At 68.5% G+C, this 15404-nt stretch carries 20 protein-coding genes; 14 read left to right on the forward strand and 6 right to left on the reverse strand.

Annotation, left to right across the window (positions count from 1 at the left end):
• The first annotated feature begins 199 nt into the window (after positions 1-199).
• Both atpG and atpC read left to right on the forward strand, forming a co-directional pair.
• Positions 200-1069: an ATP synthase F1 subunit gamma gene (atpG, locus tag DIE17_RS11900; RefSeq protein ID WP_124522373.1), complete on the forward strand. Its 870-nt coding sequence runs from the start codon at positions 200-202 to the stop codon at positions 1067-1069.
• 11 nt (positions 1070-1080) lie between these two features.
• The gene (gene atpC / locus DIE17_RS11905) at positions 1081-1542 is read left to right on the forward strand and encodes an ATP synthase F1 subunit epsilon (protein ID WP_044847595.1); all 462 of its coding nucleotides are present in this window, start codon (positions 1081-1083) and stop codon (positions 1540-1542) included.
• Between the two features lie 47 nt (positions 1543-1589).
• Here the strand turns inward: atpC and DIE17_RS11910 are convergent, their stop codons facing one another.
• Positions 1590-1808 (reverse strand): DUF1653 domain-containing protein, encoded by a 219-nt coding sequence (locus DIE17_RS11910; protein ID WP_006751720.1) that lies wholly within the window; start codon positions 1806-1808, stop codon positions 1590-1592.
• Positions 1809-1863: 55 nt separating this feature from the next.
• A complete protein-coding gene (locus DIE17_RS11915; protein ID WP_044847594.1) occupies positions 1864-2307 on the reverse strand; it encodes a GNAT family N-acetyltransferase in 444 nt (147 codons plus the stop codon).
• Positions 2308-2454: 147 nt separating this feature from the next.
• Between DIE17_RS11915 and DIE17_RS11920 the strand changes: the two genes are divergently transcribed.
• Together DIE17_RS11920 and DIE17_RS11925 are read left to right on the forward strand one after the other, a co-directional pair.
• A complete protein-coding gene (locus DIE17_RS11920; RefSeq protein WP_059526792.1) occupies positions 2455-2715 on the forward strand; it encodes a type II toxin-antitoxin system Phd/YefM family antitoxin in 261 nt (86 codons plus the stop codon).
• Positions 2712-2978 carry a Txe/YoeB family addiction module toxin gene (locus DIE17_RS11925; protein ID WP_060348282.1) on the forward strand — a complete coding sequence of 89 codons (267 nt, stop codon included), beginning with the start codon at positions 2712-2714 and terminating at the stop codon, positions 2976-2978. The genes DIE17_RS11920 and DIE17_RS11925 overlap by 4 nt, the downstream gene beginning before the upstream one ends.
• Positions 2979-3006: 28 nt before the next feature.
• Here the strand turns inward: DIE17_RS11925 and DIE17_RS11930 are convergent, their stop codons facing one another.
• Entirely contained in the window at positions 3007-3387 is a 381-nt protein-coding gene (locus DIE17_RS11930) for a DUF4087 domain-containing protein (protein WP_221624890.1), read from the reverse strand.
• 225 nt (positions 3388-3612) lie between these two features.
• Here DIE17_RS11930 and DIE17_RS11935 point away from each other — a divergent pair, with 225 nt between their 5' ends.
• Positions 3613-4236, forward strand: a complete 624-nt coding sequence (locus DIE17_RS11935) for an HAD hydrolase-like protein (protein WP_124485353.1) — start codon at positions 3613-3615, stop codon at positions 4234-4236.
• Positions 4237-4623: 387 nt separating this feature from the next.
• A complete protein-coding gene (locus DIE17_RS11940) occupies positions 4624-5196 on the forward strand; it encodes a DUF4142 domain-containing protein (RefSeq protein ID WP_124522377.1) in 573 nt (190 codons plus the stop codon).
• Between the two features lie 101 nt (positions 5197-5297).
• Here DIE17_RS11940 and DIE17_RS11945 read toward each other — a convergent pair whose 3' ends face one another.
• Positions 5298-5897, reverse strand: a complete 600-nt coding sequence (locus DIE17_RS11945; RefSeq protein ID WP_124522379.1) for a GNAT family N-acetyltransferase — start codon at positions 5895-5897, stop codon at positions 5298-5300.
• Between the two features lie 75 nt (positions 5898-5972).
• On the reverse strand, positions 5973-6887 hold the full coding sequence (locus DIE17_RS11950; RefSeq protein WP_044847589.1) for a LysR family transcriptional regulator: 915 nt from the start codon (positions 6885-6887) through the stop codon (positions 5973-5975).
• A gap of 109 nt (positions 6888-6996) precedes the next feature.
• On the opposite strand from DIE17_RS11950, the gene lysA reads away from it, so the two are divergent.
• From lysA to DIE17_RS11975, 5 genes are all read left to right on the forward strand, one after another.
• Positions 6997-8235 (forward strand): diaminopimelate decarboxylase, encoded by a 1239-nt coding sequence (gene lysA, locus DIE17_RS11955; protein ID WP_124485349.1) that lies wholly within the window; start codon positions 6997-6999, stop codon positions 8233-8235.
• Positions 8236-8603: 368 nt separating this feature from the next.
• The gene (locus DIE17_RS11960) at positions 8604-9212 is read left to right on the forward strand and encodes a ribosome-inactivating family protein (RefSeq protein WP_124522381.1); all 609 of its coding nucleotides are present in this window, start codon (positions 8604-8606) and stop codon (positions 9210-9212) included.
• A gap of 20 nt (positions 9213-9232) precedes the next feature.
• Entirely contained in the window at positions 9233-9874 is a 642-nt protein-coding gene (locus DIE17_RS11965) for a hypothetical protein (RefSeq protein ID WP_124522383.1), read from the forward strand.
• Between the two features lie 59 nt (positions 9875-9933).
• On the forward strand, positions 9934-11052 hold the full coding sequence (locus tag DIE17_RS11970; RefSeq protein ID WP_124522385.1) for a hypothetical protein: 1119 nt from the start codon (positions 9934-9936) through the stop codon (positions 11050-11052).
• A gap of 1 nt (position 11053) precedes the next feature.
• Positions 11054-12118, forward strand: coding sequence for a hypothetical protein (locus DIE17_RS11975; protein WP_124522387.1), 1065 nt, complete (start codon positions 11054-11056; stop codon positions 12116-12118).
• Between the two features lie 101 nt (positions 12119-12219).
• Here DIE17_RS11975 and DIE17_RS11980 read toward each other — a convergent pair whose 3' ends face one another.
• Positions 12220-12903: a response regulator transcription factor gene (locus tag DIE17_RS11980; protein ID WP_124522389.1), complete on the reverse strand. Its 684-nt coding sequence runs from the start codon at positions 12901-12903 to the stop codon at positions 12220-12222.
• A gap of 283 nt (positions 12904-13186) precedes the next feature.
• On the opposite strand from DIE17_RS11980, the gene DIE17_RS11985 reads away from it, so the two are divergent.
• The 3 genes from DIE17_RS11985 to DIE17_RS11995 are packed head-to-tail and all read left to right on the forward strand — an operon-like array spanning position 13187 to position 15293.
• A complete protein-coding gene (locus DIE17_RS11985) occupies positions 13187-13879 on the forward strand; it encodes a DUF2589 domain-containing protein (protein WP_124485342.1) in 693 nt (230 codons plus the stop codon).
• Between the two features lie 15 nt (positions 13880-13894).
• Positions 13895-14863: a DUF2589 domain-containing protein gene (locus DIE17_RS37915; protein ID WP_260439221.1), complete on the forward strand. Its 969-nt coding sequence runs from the start codon at positions 13895-13897 to the stop codon at positions 14861-14863.
• Complete coding sequence (locus DIE17_RS11995; protein WP_044848970.1) at positions 14847-15293, forward strand: lysozyme; 447 nt, start codon at positions 14847-14849, stop codon at positions 15291-15293. Before DIE17_RS37915 ends, DIE17_RS11995 begins: the two co-directional genes overlap by 17 nt.
• Positions 15294-15404: the final 111 nt, after the last annotated feature.

A 15404-nucleotide genomic window follows, 5' to 3' on the forward strand; every position in this document is an offset into this window, starting at 1 on the left:
AACCATTCTGGTCCGTAACCGGAAGCGATCGCTTGATCGTCGTCAATCGTTTCAGGTGAAATCCCGATAGCATGAAATCGCGCGATGACAGTTCGATGGCCGCGGCGCGATATCCGCCGACCTCGCTGCCGCACTCGCGGCCGACATCGCGTCGCCACAGCGCACCGGCGACACCGGGCGACCTGCCTCCCCGCCTCACATGCACATCCGCGAAATCCGCTCGAAGATCAGCAGTACCTCGTCCACGCGCAAGATCACGAAGGCGATGGAAATGATGGCTCGCACCAAGATGGCGGGCGCGCAGCGGCGGGCGCGCGATTTCCGGCCCTATGCGGCGCGCATCCGGGAGATGGCCGAGCGCGTGCTGCGCGACCGGTCCGGCCACGTCTCCGCGCTGATGGCGAGACGCACGCCCGTGCGCCGCGTCGGCCTGATCGTCGTCAGCACCGATCGCGGGCTGTGCGGCCCGCTCAATACGCGGCTGCTGGTCGAATGCGTGGATGCGCTCGAACGCTGGAACCGCGCCGGCGTCGCGTGCGAACTCAGCGTGATCGGCGCACGCGGCATTGCGCCGCTGATGCGCCATGGCGCGACCATCACCGCCCGCGCGAGCGGCCTCGCCGCCGCGCCGCACTTCGAGCAGCTGCTCGGCGCGCTGCTCGTGCCGCTCACCGCATTCGTCAACGGCGAACTGGACGAACTGCATATCGCGTACAACCGGTTGACGAGCCCGCTCGCGTATTCGCCGCGCATCGACGCGGTGCTGCCGCTCACCGGCCTCGACACCGGCACGCCGCCCGGCGACACCGCGACATCCGACTATCTGTACGAGCCCGCGCCGAAACCGGCCGTGGATACCTTGCTGCTGCGCTACGTCGAGGCGACGCTCTACCAGGCCGTCGTCGAGAATTACGCGTGCGAGCAGTGCGCGCGGATGTTCAGCATGCAGACCGCGACGGAGAACGCCGATCGCGTGCTGCGCGAGCTGCGGCACCTGTACCAGAAGACGCGCCAGGCGCAGATCACCACCGAGCTGTGCGAGATCGTCGCCGGCGCGGCGGCGGTCTGAAGGAGGCACGCATGCCGACGTCGATGAAGCTCGACATCCTCAGCGTGGAAGACGTGCTGTATTCGGGCGACGCACATTTCGTCGTCGTGCCCGGGGAAAGCGGCGAGCTGGGCATCTACCCGCATCACGCGCCGCTGCTCACGCGGCTGCGGCCCGGCGTCGTGACGCTCGTTGCCGCACCGGGCGGCGAACACCGCCGGCTGCTCGTCGCGGGTGGCCTGCTGGAAGTCAGCCGCGACGGCGTGACGCTGATTGCCGACCACGCACTGCGCACGCCCGAACTCGACGACCTGCGCGCACGCGAAGCACGGCATGCGGCGGACGAGTGGCGCCGGCGCTTCGCGCACGACAACCGGCGCGCCTTCGATTTCGCATCTGCGCGTGCGGAGTTGATGGACGAAATCCGGCGCTTCTTCGCGCTGGCGATGCACCGGGAGTCCGCGCCGCGCGACACGCCGGGCGCCGCCGGCTAGGCCGGGCGCCGGCACCGCTCGTCGTGCGGTCGGCGGGCGTGCTCAGTTCAGTCGCGCAGCTTGCGAAAACGCGGCGTGCCGTCCGGCAGGTTCTCGTTGAACATCGCTTCCGGCCGCACCCACAAGCCGCGCGCATGCGGCCACAGATGCTCGTACACGACCACCGACTCCTCGGTTTCGGAATGACGGGCGACGCCAATGTAGCGATACAGCCCGCCCTTGTAGTGCCGATGCGTGGCGAGTTGTTCGGCTTCCTGTTCGGTCATGATCTGCTTCCCTTCGGCAAAAACGAAAGCGCGTATTGTATGCGCTCGCCGCGCGTCAGCGTTTCGCGTAGATATCGGGGCGGCGGATTTCCATCAGCCGTTCGGGATTCGCGGACGGCCCGAAACCGACCGGCCGGTACAGTTCGTGCGCGTCGGTCGTCACGAGCATGATGCGGCGCAGGCCCTGCACCATCGGCTGCGCGAATACGTGGTCGATCAGCGCGCGGCCATAGCCGTTGCCGCGCTCGGCCGGCAAGACGAATACGTCGCACAGGTAGGCGAACGTCGCGTGGTCGGTCACGAGCCGCGCGAATCCGACGAGCCGGTCGCCCACATACGCGCCGAAGCACAGCGAGCCGTCGATCGCGCGCTCGACGACGTCGCGCGGAATGCCCTGCGACCAGTACGCATCGCGGTGCAGGAAATCGAAAATCGCGTCGATGTCGAGCTCGCGCTTGTCGGTGGAAAATCTCAGCGGGGCGGGGGTGGCTGCGGGCACGTCGGCTCTCCGGTCGGCTGGGGGGAGCAGCAACGATAGCGCGGTGCGGGGTGGGCGACAAGCGATGCCGCCTCGACATGTACAACATTCCGTACAATGGACGCCCATGCTATACTTGTACGGTTAAAAGTACAAGTGAGGCGAATCATGCGCACGATTCACTTTTCGGATGCCCGCGGCAATCTGAAGACGGTCATCGACCAGGTCGTCGACGACGCGGACGTGACGCTCATCACGCGTCGCGATGCGCCGAACGCGGTCATCATGTCGCAGGAATACTATGACAGCCTGATGGAGACGGTTCATCTGCTCCGCTCACCGGCCAACGTTGCCCACCTCGAACGCTCGATCGCGCAACTGCGCAAGGGCAAGACGAAAGAGCACAAGCTGGCGGGGGACGATGAATGAGCGTACGCCGCGTGCTCTTTACTTCCGACGCGTGGGACGACTGCGTTTATTGGCAAGGGCAAGACCGCAAGACGCTCAAGCGCATCAACCAGCTCATTCGCGAAGCCCAACGGACGCCGTTTGAAGGCATCGGCAAACCCGAACCGCTGAAGGCCAATCTGTCCGGGTTCTGGTCCCGCCGCATCGACGATACGAACCGCCTCGTCTACGAAGCGGACGATCTTCAAATCAGCATAGTGTCCTGCCGCTACCACTACGCGTAGCACCAATCCCGCCGCCGTCCCCGCCTCTTCAAGGCGCCGGCAACGCCCGATCGGCCTTGCACCGCTTCAGCGGCAGCGGCCGGGCCGCCACGATCCGCGTCACCTCGCGGGTGCGCGGGTCGATTTCCAGGTCGAGGCACGCGCAGCCGTAACCGTGCATCCCCGCATTGGTGACGACCCAGCCGCGCGTCGACATGTCCGGCATCTCGTCGAGGCCCGGCACCGGCGGGCTGCCCTGGGTCGACAGCGTCCAGCTGTTGTCCTTGTCGACGAGCCACCAGTTGGCCGGCGTCGGATTCTCGAGCCATCCGCAGCGCTTCTCCGCGGCGGCGGCCGCGGGCGTCACGGACGTCAACGCGACGAACACACCGAGCATCCACATCGCAGAACGGGCACGGGCGATTTTCATTTCAGGGAAGTCCAGACGAAGGAAACGGGGGAAACGATAGCGTCGACAGCATACCGGGCTTTCATGCCCGTTATGTCATGCACCGCGTTTCGCGGGAGGCATTCCGGTCGATGCAAGGAAGCTGTCCAACGCTCCCGCTTCGCTACGGCCCCAACCGCTCGCACGGGCCACGCGGCTCGATTCGGTGATATCGTCACCGGCTCGATCAACTCGCGGCATCGCTTCATGCCTTATCGACTCATCGCGTTCGACTTCGACGGCACCCTCGCCGATTCGCTCGACTGCTTTCTCGCGGCGCTCACGGAGGCATCGCGCCTGCACGGCTTTCGCGACGCGACGCCCGAGCTGCGCCCCGCGCTGCGCGGCATGTCGGCGCGCGAGATCATCCGCGCGCTCGAGGTGCCGATGTGGAAAGTGCCGCGTGTGACGCTCGACATGCGCCGGCTGATGCGGCCGCGCATCGCGCACGTAAAGCTGTTCCCCGGCGTCGACGCGACCTTCGACGCGCTCGCCGCACGCGGCATCCGCATCGCGATCGCGACGTCGAACACCGAGGACATCGTGCGCGACCGGCTCGGCCCGCACGCGAGCCGTTGCGTCGACACGTTCGCGTGCGGCATTCCGCTGTTCGGCAAGGCGCGCCGGCTGCGCGCGCTCGTGCGCGAAGCGGGCATGCAGCCCGACGACGTGCTGTATGTCGGCGACGAGATCCGCGATGCCGAAGCGGCGCGCCGCGCGCGTATCGCATTCCAAGGTGTCGCATGGGGTTACACGGCGCCCGACGCGCTGCAGGCGCATTGCGCGACGCCGTTGCTGCCGCGTCTCGACGCATTGCTCGATCGCGTGTGAGGACGCCGTACGAATCGCGCGCTCGATTCGACGAATCGCGAAACAACCCGCCCGCGAAACGATGAAACGTCGATGACATGCGCGCGCATTGCAGCGATCGAATGCACGCTGCGCACGCAAAAATTGCCGCCACGATGCACGTAACAGGTACGCCCTACCTGGCCGCGCGCGCATCCATCGTTTCGTCTTACCAACCGTTACACAAACCACAGCGCGGTTGCACCTGCTACCTGAGCGCTCTCCTAGAATCAGTCGGGCCGGGAAACACTTCGAACGCCGCCGCGGCAGAGCGGCCATCGAATCCGGCCCGGGCGCGCCCGGTCTCTCGCACAGCTGCGGATCACGCGATCCGCCCGTTAATCAGAGCCCCGATCGAAAGGAGGTCCCATGAACCGCTTTCCCCAAGTCTCGCGCCTTGCATTGTCTGCCGCTGGCCTGCTTCTCGTCGCCGTGACGGCGACCGCGCAAACCGCGCAACCGGCGCCGTCCGCACCGGCAGCCGCCACGCAGACGCGCATCCACGAAGCCGACCAGGCCTTCATCAACGACGGCACGAAAACCGTGTCGACCCAGCACGACGCCGCACGCATCGCCGATTCGCGCACGTCGGACAGCCAGGTGAAGGCGTTCGCGCAACGCGTGTCGACCGACGATGAGAAGATCATCCAGGCGATGCGCGCGGCCAGCCCGCGCGGCATCGACGTGCCGGCCAACGATCCCGACACGGCCGTGCTGGACAGCATCAAGACCCTGCGCGGCGCGGAATTCGACAAGGCGTATATCGAGCAGGTCGCGCTCGCCGGTCAGCAGAAGACGATCTCGGCATTCCAGGCCGAAATCGCGTCGGGCCGCGACACGAAGCTGAAGGAAGTCGCGCGCCAGGCGCTGCCGATCCTGCAGGCGCACTACGCGGCCGCGCAGAAGCTCGCGCAGCGTCATCACCTCGCATCGGCGCAGTAACGCGCTGCCCCGCCGCGCACCGCGCGCGGCACGCCGCTTCCCCCGTCGTCGCGTCGCCGCCCCCTTTGCGGCGGCGCGACGCACGCGGCACCCGCCTCGCGTCAGGTCGCGAGCTTCGCCCGCAACCGCTCGCTCACCTCCGGCCATTCGTCGTCGATGATGCTGAAGCGCACCGAATTGCGCTTGCGGCCATCGGGCATGATCCGCTCGTGACGCACGATCCCTTCCTGCTTCGCACCGAGCCGCAGAATCGCCGCGCGTGACTTCTCGTTCAGCTCGTCGGTCGTGAACTGCACGCGCACACAGTGCAGCGTGTCGAACGCATACGCGAGCAGCAGCCATTTCGCTTCGGTATTCGCGCGCGTGCGCTGCGCCGATGCGCTCAGCCACGTATGACCGATCTCGAGCTTGCGGTTCTTGCGGTCGATCTTCCAGAAACGCGTGCTGCCGATCACGCGGCCCGACGCACGCTCGACGATCACGAACGGCATCACGGTGCCGGCCGCGCGGCCTTGCAGCGCCGTGTCGAGATAGGCGTCGACCGTCTCCTCGCCCGGCACGACCGTGACCTTCAGGTTCCACAGCTCGCCGTCCGCCGCCGCATCGAGCAAAGCCTGCCGGTCGGATGCTTCGAGCGGCCGCAGCGCGATGCGCTCGCCGGTGAGCGTCGGTTGTCCGGGGGAAGATGAAGCGTCGGTCATGACGGGTTCCGTTTCCGTGAAGATGACGAAGAGAAGCAGGCTGCGCGCAGCGAAACGCCCATCATACGGCCGTCGTCAGCCGGGCAGCGCGGCGAGCCGCTCGCGAATCGCCTGCGCTTCGCCACGCAGCGCTTCGGCGAATGCGTCGACGAGCAGGCTCTTCGGCCGGTGCTCGGGCACGATCACGCTGACGCGGTAGGGAAACGAGCGCGTGAGCGGCCGCACGTGCAGGTCGCGCCCGACGAAATCGAGCGCGGTCAGCGGATTGACGATCGCGGCGCCCAGCCCCTGCCGCACGAACGCGCACACCGACACGGCCGACGGCGTCTCGACCACCGAACGCGGCGCGACACCGAGCTGCGCGAACGCCTCGTCGATCAGGATCCGGTACGGGTCGTTCAGCGACAGGCTCACGAACGGGCGATCGGCGAGATCCGCGAGATCGATCGCGCGCTGCGCGAGCAGCGGATGGCCGTCCGGCAGCACGCACACCTCGTCGACTTCGAGCAGCGGCGTGAGCACGGTGCCGGCCGGCGCGACGTCGTGCTCGGTCAGCCCGAGATCGTAGCGCTGCGCGGTCAGCCACTCCTCGAGCACCGGCGACTCCTGTGTCGCGACCGACACGCTGACGCCCGCATGCGCGTCGTGAAAACGCCGGCATGCGCCGGGCAGGATCGCGTGCGAAAACGCCGGCAGCGCGATCACCGACAACTGGCCGTCGCGAAACTCGCGCAGCCGCGCGGCCGTCGCCGCGACGCGCTCGAGCCCCACATACGCGAGCCGCACGTCGTCGAACAGCGTGAGCGCGGCCATCGTCGGCCGCAACCGGCCGTGCGAGCGCTCGAACAGCGCGAAGCCGACCACCTGCTCCATCCGCGCGAGCTCGCGGCTGATCGTGGGCTGCGACGTATAGAGCATCTCGGCCGCGCGCGTCGTGCTGCCGGTGACCATCAGCGCGCGGAAGACCTCGATGTGCCGGTGTGTGAGCATGGCCGCCTATATCAAAAATGAATCGAATGTCGACAAACAGGCATTTTACTGTATAGACATTCAGGCGCATCATTCAAGCTGTCCGTTCATTCGATCCGATTCATCCGCCATGTCCCTCGATTCCCGCCAGCTCGCGACGCTCGCGCAGCAATACGGCACCCCGCTGTGGGTGTACGACGCCGACGTCATCCGCGACCGCATCGCCCAACTGCGCCAGTTCGACGTGATCCGCTATGCGCAGAAGGCGAACTCGAACCTGCATATCCTGAAGCTGATGCGCGAGGAAGGCGCGTGCGTCGACGCCGTGTCGCTCGGCGAGATCGAGCGCAGCCTCGCGGCCGGGTTCAGTCCGGCGGGCGAGCCGGAAGGCGTCGTGTTCACGGCCGACCTGATCGACCGTCCGACGCTCGCGGCCGTGCTGAAGCACGGCGTGACCGTGAACGCCGGCTCGCTCGACATGCTCGCGCGCGTCGGCGAGCATGCGCCCGGCCATCGCGTGTGGCTGCGCGTGAATCCCGGCTTCGGCCACGGCCACAGCAACAAGACCAACACCGGCGGCCCGCAGAGCAAGCACGGGATCTGGATCGACGACGTGCCGCGCGCGATCGAGATCGTGCGCCAGTACGGGCTCAAGCTGGTCGGCATCCACATGCATATCGGCTCGGGCGTCGACTACGGCCACCTGTCGCAGGTGTGCGATGCGATGGTCGACCTCGTCACGTCGCTCGGCCACGACATCGAAGCGATCTCCGCCGGCGGCGGGCTGTCGATTCCGTATCGCGACGGCGAGCCGCGCGTCGACGTCGGTCACTACTTCAGCCAGTGGGATGCCGCGCGCAAGCGGATCGAACGGCATCTCGGCCACGCGGTGCGCATCGAGATCGAACCGGGCCGCTTCCTCGTCGCCGAGGCCGGCACGCTCGTCACCGAAGTGCAGGCCGTGAACCGCCGTCCGAAGCACGACTTCGTGCTGATCGACGCGGGCTTCAACGACCTGATGCGTCCGTCGATGTACGGTAGCTACCACGCGGTGTCCGTCCACACGCAGGACGGCGCGCTGCCGGCCGGCCGGCCGCTCGTCGACATCGCGATCGCGGGGCCGCTGTGCGAGTCCGGCGACGTGTTCACGCAGGACGCGGGCGGCGTGGTCACGCACCGCAAGCTCGCGCAGCCGCAGATCGGTGACCTGCTGTTCCTGCACGATGCGGGCGCCTACGGCGCGTCGATGTCCTCGAACTACAACAGCCGGCCGCTCGCGCCGGAGGTGCTCGTCGATCGCGGCACGCCGCGGCTGATCCGCCGCCGGCAGACGATCGACGAACTGCTCGCGCTCGAAACGTTCGAGTAACACGCGTTCGGCGGCAGTCACGCCAACGGCCAGGTTTGCCGCTACCGGCAAATCTGGCCGTTGTGCTTTTCGGCGCGCGGCGCTCATGCCGCCCGGCAACACATGAAGCACGCCGCCGAAGTCGCCGATCTTCCACACGCGGTCGCCTCGCCCCTTCGCACCTTCGAACCTTCTCCCCTTCGCCACCTGCGCCGACCGACTCCGACACCCGCTTCCCGGGTGTTCGGTCACACCCCGGCCAATGACTTCTGCCGCATTGTTCGCCCGCCGCGCACCACGCACAGTGGCCGCACGGCAGCGCATTCGCTTCGACCCGCGCGCCGTCTCGACGGCCGAGCAACGCCGGGTTATCTGCAGGAGCGAACATCGTGCAACTTCGACTCACCACCGGCCGTGACTACCAGGACGACCTCACGGCGCTGCGCGACGCGATCCGCCAGAACGGCACGCGCGCGACGCGGCAAGCCGTCGACGTCGTGATCGGCGACGACACCGGCGCGCCGCGCGTGTCGCTGTTGTTGAACCTCGCGTGGCAAGCCGCGAAGAACGGCCCCGCCGTCGACGCGTCGCTGTACACGCTCGGCTTCGTCAGCCAGGGCGGCACCTTCGTATTCGACATCCGGCCGTTTCCGGGCGGCACGCCGGCCGGCGCGGCAGCGCTCGGCGGCGACGGTTCGTACGGCTGGCTCGGCTACGCGACCGATCCATTGCCGACGATCAATCCGAGCAACCTCCATCAGGCCGTGTGGACGCTGTCGAAACTCAAGCCGGCGGACGCATCGAAGCCCGCACCGTTCAAGCCCGATCTCACACGGCTCGTGATCGCGTTGTCCGAGGCGCTGCGCTTCGCGCGCACCGAGCATGCGATCGCCGGCCTGCTCGACGGCACGCTCGCGACCTACGCGCCGAACGACGATCGCACGGCCTGCTTCAACAACTGGGCGGCGAAGGGTTTCCCGCTCGGCGAGCCGGCCTGATGCCGGCGAAGGAGCCACTCATGTCTGGACTCGACTTCAACGCGTCGCTGCGCTGGGAAACGTTCGTACTGGGCCTGATCGCGAATGCCGGCGATACGCCACGCGCGGGCAAGCAGCAGACCGGCTGCGCACTGCCGATGTACGTGATTCCGTTCGCGCGGCTCGACGCGCCGCCCGAGTTGCGGGCGCTGATGTCCGAAATCGCCACGTCTGCGCGCGTCGTCGATCGCGGCACGCCCGGGCGCCACATCGGCGGCGACGTGCTCGGCGCGATGCGGCAGATCCACCAGAACGTGCCGCGCTACCTGCCGACCCTCATCTACGGCACGGCGACGGACCCCTTCGCCGGGCTCACCGAGCGCGCGAAGCTGTACGAACGCTATGCGGCCACGTTCAAGGCGAATTCGAACGGTCGCGGCGGCGGCGCGCAAACGACCGGCTACGTCGAATACACGGCCGGCACGAATGCGCTGTTCCGCGGCGGCAATCGCGCACGCATCGCGTTCGACTACGTGTTCGGCCGCCTGTACTTCTCACCGATCCACTACGAAGCCTGGGTGCCCGGCACGCTCGATCCGGGGCCCGGACAGACCGTCGCCAAGGTCATCGACGGGCCGTACGCGAACCCGTGGTTCTGGATCACCGACATCACGTCCGTTTGAAGCCGCGGCGGTGCGGCCTGAAGCGCCGCGCCGCCACCATCAAGGAAGAGGAAGCCATCATGAAACAGCCAGTCCGAATCGTTTCCGTGCGCTATTCATGCGACTGCAAACCCCTGCGTGCGCCCGACGAAGCGCTCGATGCGTATGCAGCGCGCGTGCAGGGGATCTTGTTCAATCACCTGAACGGTGCGCTGTCGAGCGCGTTCGAAGCCGTGCGGCGCGACGCGAAAGACGACGATGCACGCCGCGTCACGTTCGTCACCGCGCCCGAGTTCTACTGGAACGTGCCCTGGGACGCGCTGAACGACGTCGACGAACTCCATGCGATCGTCGACTTGCAGCTCGATCCCGTGCGGCGCGCGATCGGCGCGGTCGCCGATCGCTTTCCGGTGGATCAGTACGGGCCGATCGTGTTCCTGCCCGGTACCGTCGCGATGCTCGTCAAGCACGAGACGGCGGCCGACGTGCCCGATGACGGCGCGTTCGTCGGGCCGTACGTGTCGCTGAATTTCACGTTCGCGACGACCAATTTCCTGCCGCCGCTCGCGCGCGGCGAAGGGGGCGATGGTGACGGCGACGACGACGGAACGCGCCGCGCGGCGATCTGGCCGAAGCGGCATACGTCGTGGATCGACTACGGCGACTCGGTCGATGCGCTCGAGACGCCGCTCGCCCACACGTTCCAGCTCGGCGACGGCACGCTGGTCGAGGTGCTGAAGACGAGCGACGTGTCGCCGCAAAGCGCGACGGCCGACGCGCCGCCGTCGTCGCCGTATCAGGGCCCGCGCCTGTCGGACAGCTTCGACAATCGGCTCGGCGAAGCGCCGCCGTTCGGCATCGACATCTGCCTCGACTTCCTCGAATGGCGCGAGTATCCCGGCAACGACGTCAAGCCGCCGCATCTCGACGACGGCGCGCTCGTGCTCGACTTCGTGCTGTCGTACGGCGTGAATCCGACCGATGACGCGTTCGACGTGCCCGACTCGCTGCAATACATCGCGCACAACGACGGCCGCCGCCACAAGGAAGTCGTCGTGTTCGCGGTCGACCGCACGCAGACGCACTGGCAGCGGGTCGCCGAAGCGCCGTGCGTGCGCCACCTGTCGAGCGCGGAACGCGAACGCGTCGCAATCCACGCGTTCGACGTGGACGTGCCGGACGCGGACGGCGCACCGTGACATGGGCGCCCCCCGCTTCGGGCGCTGGCGCGCGCGGCCGGCGCTGCCGGAGCCGCCACGCGCGCCGGACGATCTCGCCGCGCAGCTGTGCGACGAATGCGAGGCGATGGCGCGTTATGCGCTCCATCACGGGCTGCCGATCGAGCCCGAACTCGTCGCGCGGCTCGCGGCGCTGATCGCGGCCGCCGCTTCGTCCAACCCGGCGGCCAACCCGGCGCCGGGCGCGTCGACCACCACGCCGCTGGCGCCCGCGCAGCAGCACGCGCTCGCGGCGATCCACCGCAAGCTCGCGACGCTCGTCGCGCCCGCGACGCCACAGGCCGTCACGCTGCTCGACATGCACCGGCGCCAGGCGCACCCGTTCGCGTGGCTCGGCCCGGTGCCGCTGATCCGGCTGCTGACCGGGTCGGCGCTCGGTTTCCTGCTCGCGGTCGTGCTGACGAGCCTGTCGCCGCATGTGTCGGGCGAGAACATCGAGCGCGGCTTCCTGCAATCCAACGGCGTGCAGCTGCTGTGGAACACCACCTTCCTGCTGTGCTGCGCGGGGCTCGGCGCGTCGTTCGCGACGCTGTTCCAGGCGCACCACTACGTCGCCGCCTCGACCTACGATCCGAAATACGACGCATCGTATGGCGCGCGGCTGATTCTCGGCGTGATCGCCGGCCTGATCATCGTCCAGATGCTGCCGGCCCAGCTGTTCGCGCAGGGCAGCATGCACAACTTCGGGCGGCCGGCGCTCGCGATGCTCGGCGGCTTCTCGGCGACGGCCGTGCATCGCGTGCTGCAAAGGCTCGTCGAGACGCTCGAGACGCTGGTGCAGGGCGACCGCTCGACCGACGTCGGCGCGGCGCTCGCCGCGAATCGCGCGCGCGCCGCCAGCGAACGCGCGCAGTGGCAGGGCGAACTGGCGGCCAACCTGCTCGATCTGCAGCAGTCGCTCGACGGCGCGGCATCCGCCGAGGCCGTCCGCGCGCGCCTCGCCGAATTCACGCGCGCGATGCTCGCGGCCCACCCCGCGCCGTCGGCCGCGGACGATCCGCTTCCGCCCGACGCGCCCCGGCAGTAGCGCGACGCGGCGCGGGCGCACCGTTGCCGCCGCAGCGCGAAACCCGCCTTCGCCCGCGGCACGCTCGCGTGCCGGCCCGATCGGTGCGCCCGTCTCACGCATCAACCGGGCGAATGGCACGCCGGCGCGAACGTGAAACCGGCCGGCTCGGACGGCACGTGGCGCGCGAGCCACAACGCCGCCTCCGTCCGGTTGCTCACGCCGATCTGGCGGAACAACGCGTACAGATGGTTCTTGATCGTGCCCTCCGCGACATTCAGTACACGGCAGATCTGCTTGTTCGACTTGCCTTCGGCCAGCAGCCGCAGCACCTCGCGCTGGCGCGGCGTGAGGCGCTCGAATGCGCGATCGTCGCCGGCCGGCACGCCGCCCGGGGGCGCCTGCGTCGCGCCGCCGTCGTTCGGCGGCACGTAGATCGCGCCGGCCGCGACGCGGCCGAGCGCATCCGCGAATTCGTCCGCGCTCGCGTGCCGGTCGATGATGCCGGCCGCCCCCGCCAGCAGCGCATCGGCAATCGTGCGGCGGCACACGGCGGCCACCACACACAGCCACGGCGCGCCGGCGAACGTCTCGTTCAGTACGCTCGGCCAGCTCGGCCGCGCGGCGTGCTCGCCGCATTCGATCGTGATCGCCTCGACCGTCCCGGGCAGCAACGCGTCGCGCAAGCGCAAGACGTCCTCGGGACGGCGGGCCGACCACACATGCCAGTCGACATCGCGTTTACACAGTACGTCCGCCACGCCCGCGACGAATAACGGCGGGCTATCGATCATCAGAACGTTCATTGCGCGGTTTCCTCGAAATCGGGATGCTCGGTTTAGGATTTTTTGCTTCCCTACCCGGCGTTTTTTTTACCGCTGTTTTACGCACCGCGCACTAGGCCCGTCGCTCCGTGACGAATGGCCTAATTCGTCCACGCCGCGCCCCGCCGCGCGTATCGATGCCCGCCGCGGGCCGGCCCGGGCCGCCGGACGTGACGGACGTCATATTTGGTAAACGTCTTCAATTTCCTAATGTGAATAACGACAGCGAATTTCCGTTGTCTTCAACACGAAGAGGAGTTTATTCATGGACGCGAATTTCATTGGCTCGGTGATTAACGCTTTACCCATGGACCAAATGATCGCCGGCCCGTTAAAGGCGATGATCAGCGCGCAGACGCAGGCCGCAAAGAGCTACGCGGATTTCCTGATGCAGGTCTGCATCCAGGGAGGCAAGGCCGTGGCCGTCCAGTTCGACTACGACGAGACGCTGGTGGACGAAAGCGGCGTGTCGAAAGGCGTCGTGCAGAAGACGATGCGCATCCCGCTGCTCGCGGCGATCGTCCATCCGATCATCGCGATCGAGGAAGGCACGATCGACTTCGAGATGGAGATCACGCAGTCGGAGAAGTCGTCGTCGTCGACCGAAGCCGGCGGCGAATTCCAGGCGAAGTTCGGCTGGGGGCCGATCAGCGTCAGCGTGTCCGGGCGCGTGTCGCACAAGGCGGAGCAGACGCGCAGCACCGACACGCGCGCGAAATACTCGATCCATACACAGGTGAAGCGCCAGTCGCCGCCCGAAGCGCTGATGCGCGTGATCGACTTCCTGACCGAGGCCGCGACCAAGCCGGTCGTCACCGAAGGCAACGCGAAGGACGTGAAGCCGCTGCCGGCGACGCCGACCGACGGCAAGCTGGTCGGGGATGCGTCGGGTGCCGGCGGCAAGGCGGCCGCGCCGGCCGGAGCCGATGCGGGCGCCCAGCAGCCGGCGCACGCGTAAGCGCGCGGACCGGCCATGTTCAGGCTCTTCAGACGGTCGCGCCGCGCGGGCGGCGGCGGGCACGACGACGCGGATGCGCGTCCGGGTGGCGGCACCGCCCGGCAGGAACCGGACGGGCCGGTCCCGCCGGCGGCCGGGGCGGTGGCAGGCCGTAGCGGCGCGGTCGCCGGCGCGGGCCCGGACGCGGTCGCCGGCACGGGCGACGCAGCGCCGGCGGCGGCAGGTGTCGATCCGGCGCGCCACGCGACGCCCGATGCCGCCGGCTGGCCAGCCGGCGCCGCGTCGGGCGTAAATGACGCCCCGGCCGCCGCGGCCGGCGCATCGACCGGCGGCTTGCCGCCCGCTGCGCCTGTCTCGCCCGCTCCGCCGACACCACCCGCTACGCCGACGCCGCCTACGCCACCCGCGCCGCCCACGCCGCCGCCCGGCGCCCCGCCCGACGACGAACGCCCGCCGCCGCGCGGCATCGCGCTCGACGAGATCGCACGCGGGATGCAGCACGCGGCCGCCGCCGCGAACCAGTTGCTCGCGCACCAGTACACCGCCGTGCTCGACCAGTTCTTCGATCTGCGCGACGACGGCCTGCTCGCGCCGCGCGAGGTCACGGTCGCACTCGACGCGGAGCACACGATGCCGGTGCCGCTCGTCGCGCTCGCCACGCCGCGCGGGCTCGCGCTCGACCGGATGGTCGTGCACCTGACCGTGCGCGGCGACTTCACCGAGGCGCTGCCGGCCGGCGGCATCTCGGGCAACGACGACCAGCGCGGCCGCTTCTACGTGACGTTCGCGCCGCGCTCGGAGAAGAAGGACGCCGCGCCGGGCAGTGCGCGGCAGCGCGACACCGAGCACATCGACATCGAAATGCAGTTCGCGGCGCTGCCGCCGCCCGAAGCGATCATGCGCGTGATCGACGAATACACGCATCGCCTGGTGCCGCGCGCACGGCCGGGCAGCAAGGAGAACGACGATGGCGAACCAGCCTGAACGCACCGGCGAGCAAGGCATCGCGCTGATCAAGCAGTTCGAGGGGCTGCGGCTCGCGCGCTATCTCGACGCGGTCGGCAAGCCGACGATCGGCTACGGGCACCTGATCCTGCCGAACGAGCGCTTCACGCGCCCGCTGACGCCGGCCGAAGCGGAGGCGCTGCTGCGGCATGACCTGCGCGGCGCCGAGCTGAACCTGCGCAAGCTGTTGCGCGTGCCGGTCACGCAGCAGCAGTTCGATGCGCTGATGTCGTTCGTCTTCAACCTCGGCGCCGGACGGCTGCGCTCGTCGACCTTGCTGCGCTACCTGAACGCCGGCGCGAGCGCGCGGGCGGCCGACCAGTTCCTCGTCTGGAACAAGGCCGGTGGCAAGCCGCTCGCTGGCCTCACGAAGCGCCGCCGGGCCGAGCGCGCGCTGTTTCTGTCGTGAGCGCCGTGACGCCGCACCGGCCGAACGTCACGGGTCGTCGTGCGTGTCGTTCGCGCCATTTCGCAGCGCGTCGGCTGCCCGTAAGCTGAAACCGTCGCTGAAGTCTTGCTG

This window comes from Burkholderia sp. Bp9099 (assembly GCF_003857805.1).
Lineage (GTDB): Bacteria > Pseudomonadota > Gammaproteobacteria > Burkholderiales > Burkholderiaceae > Burkholderia.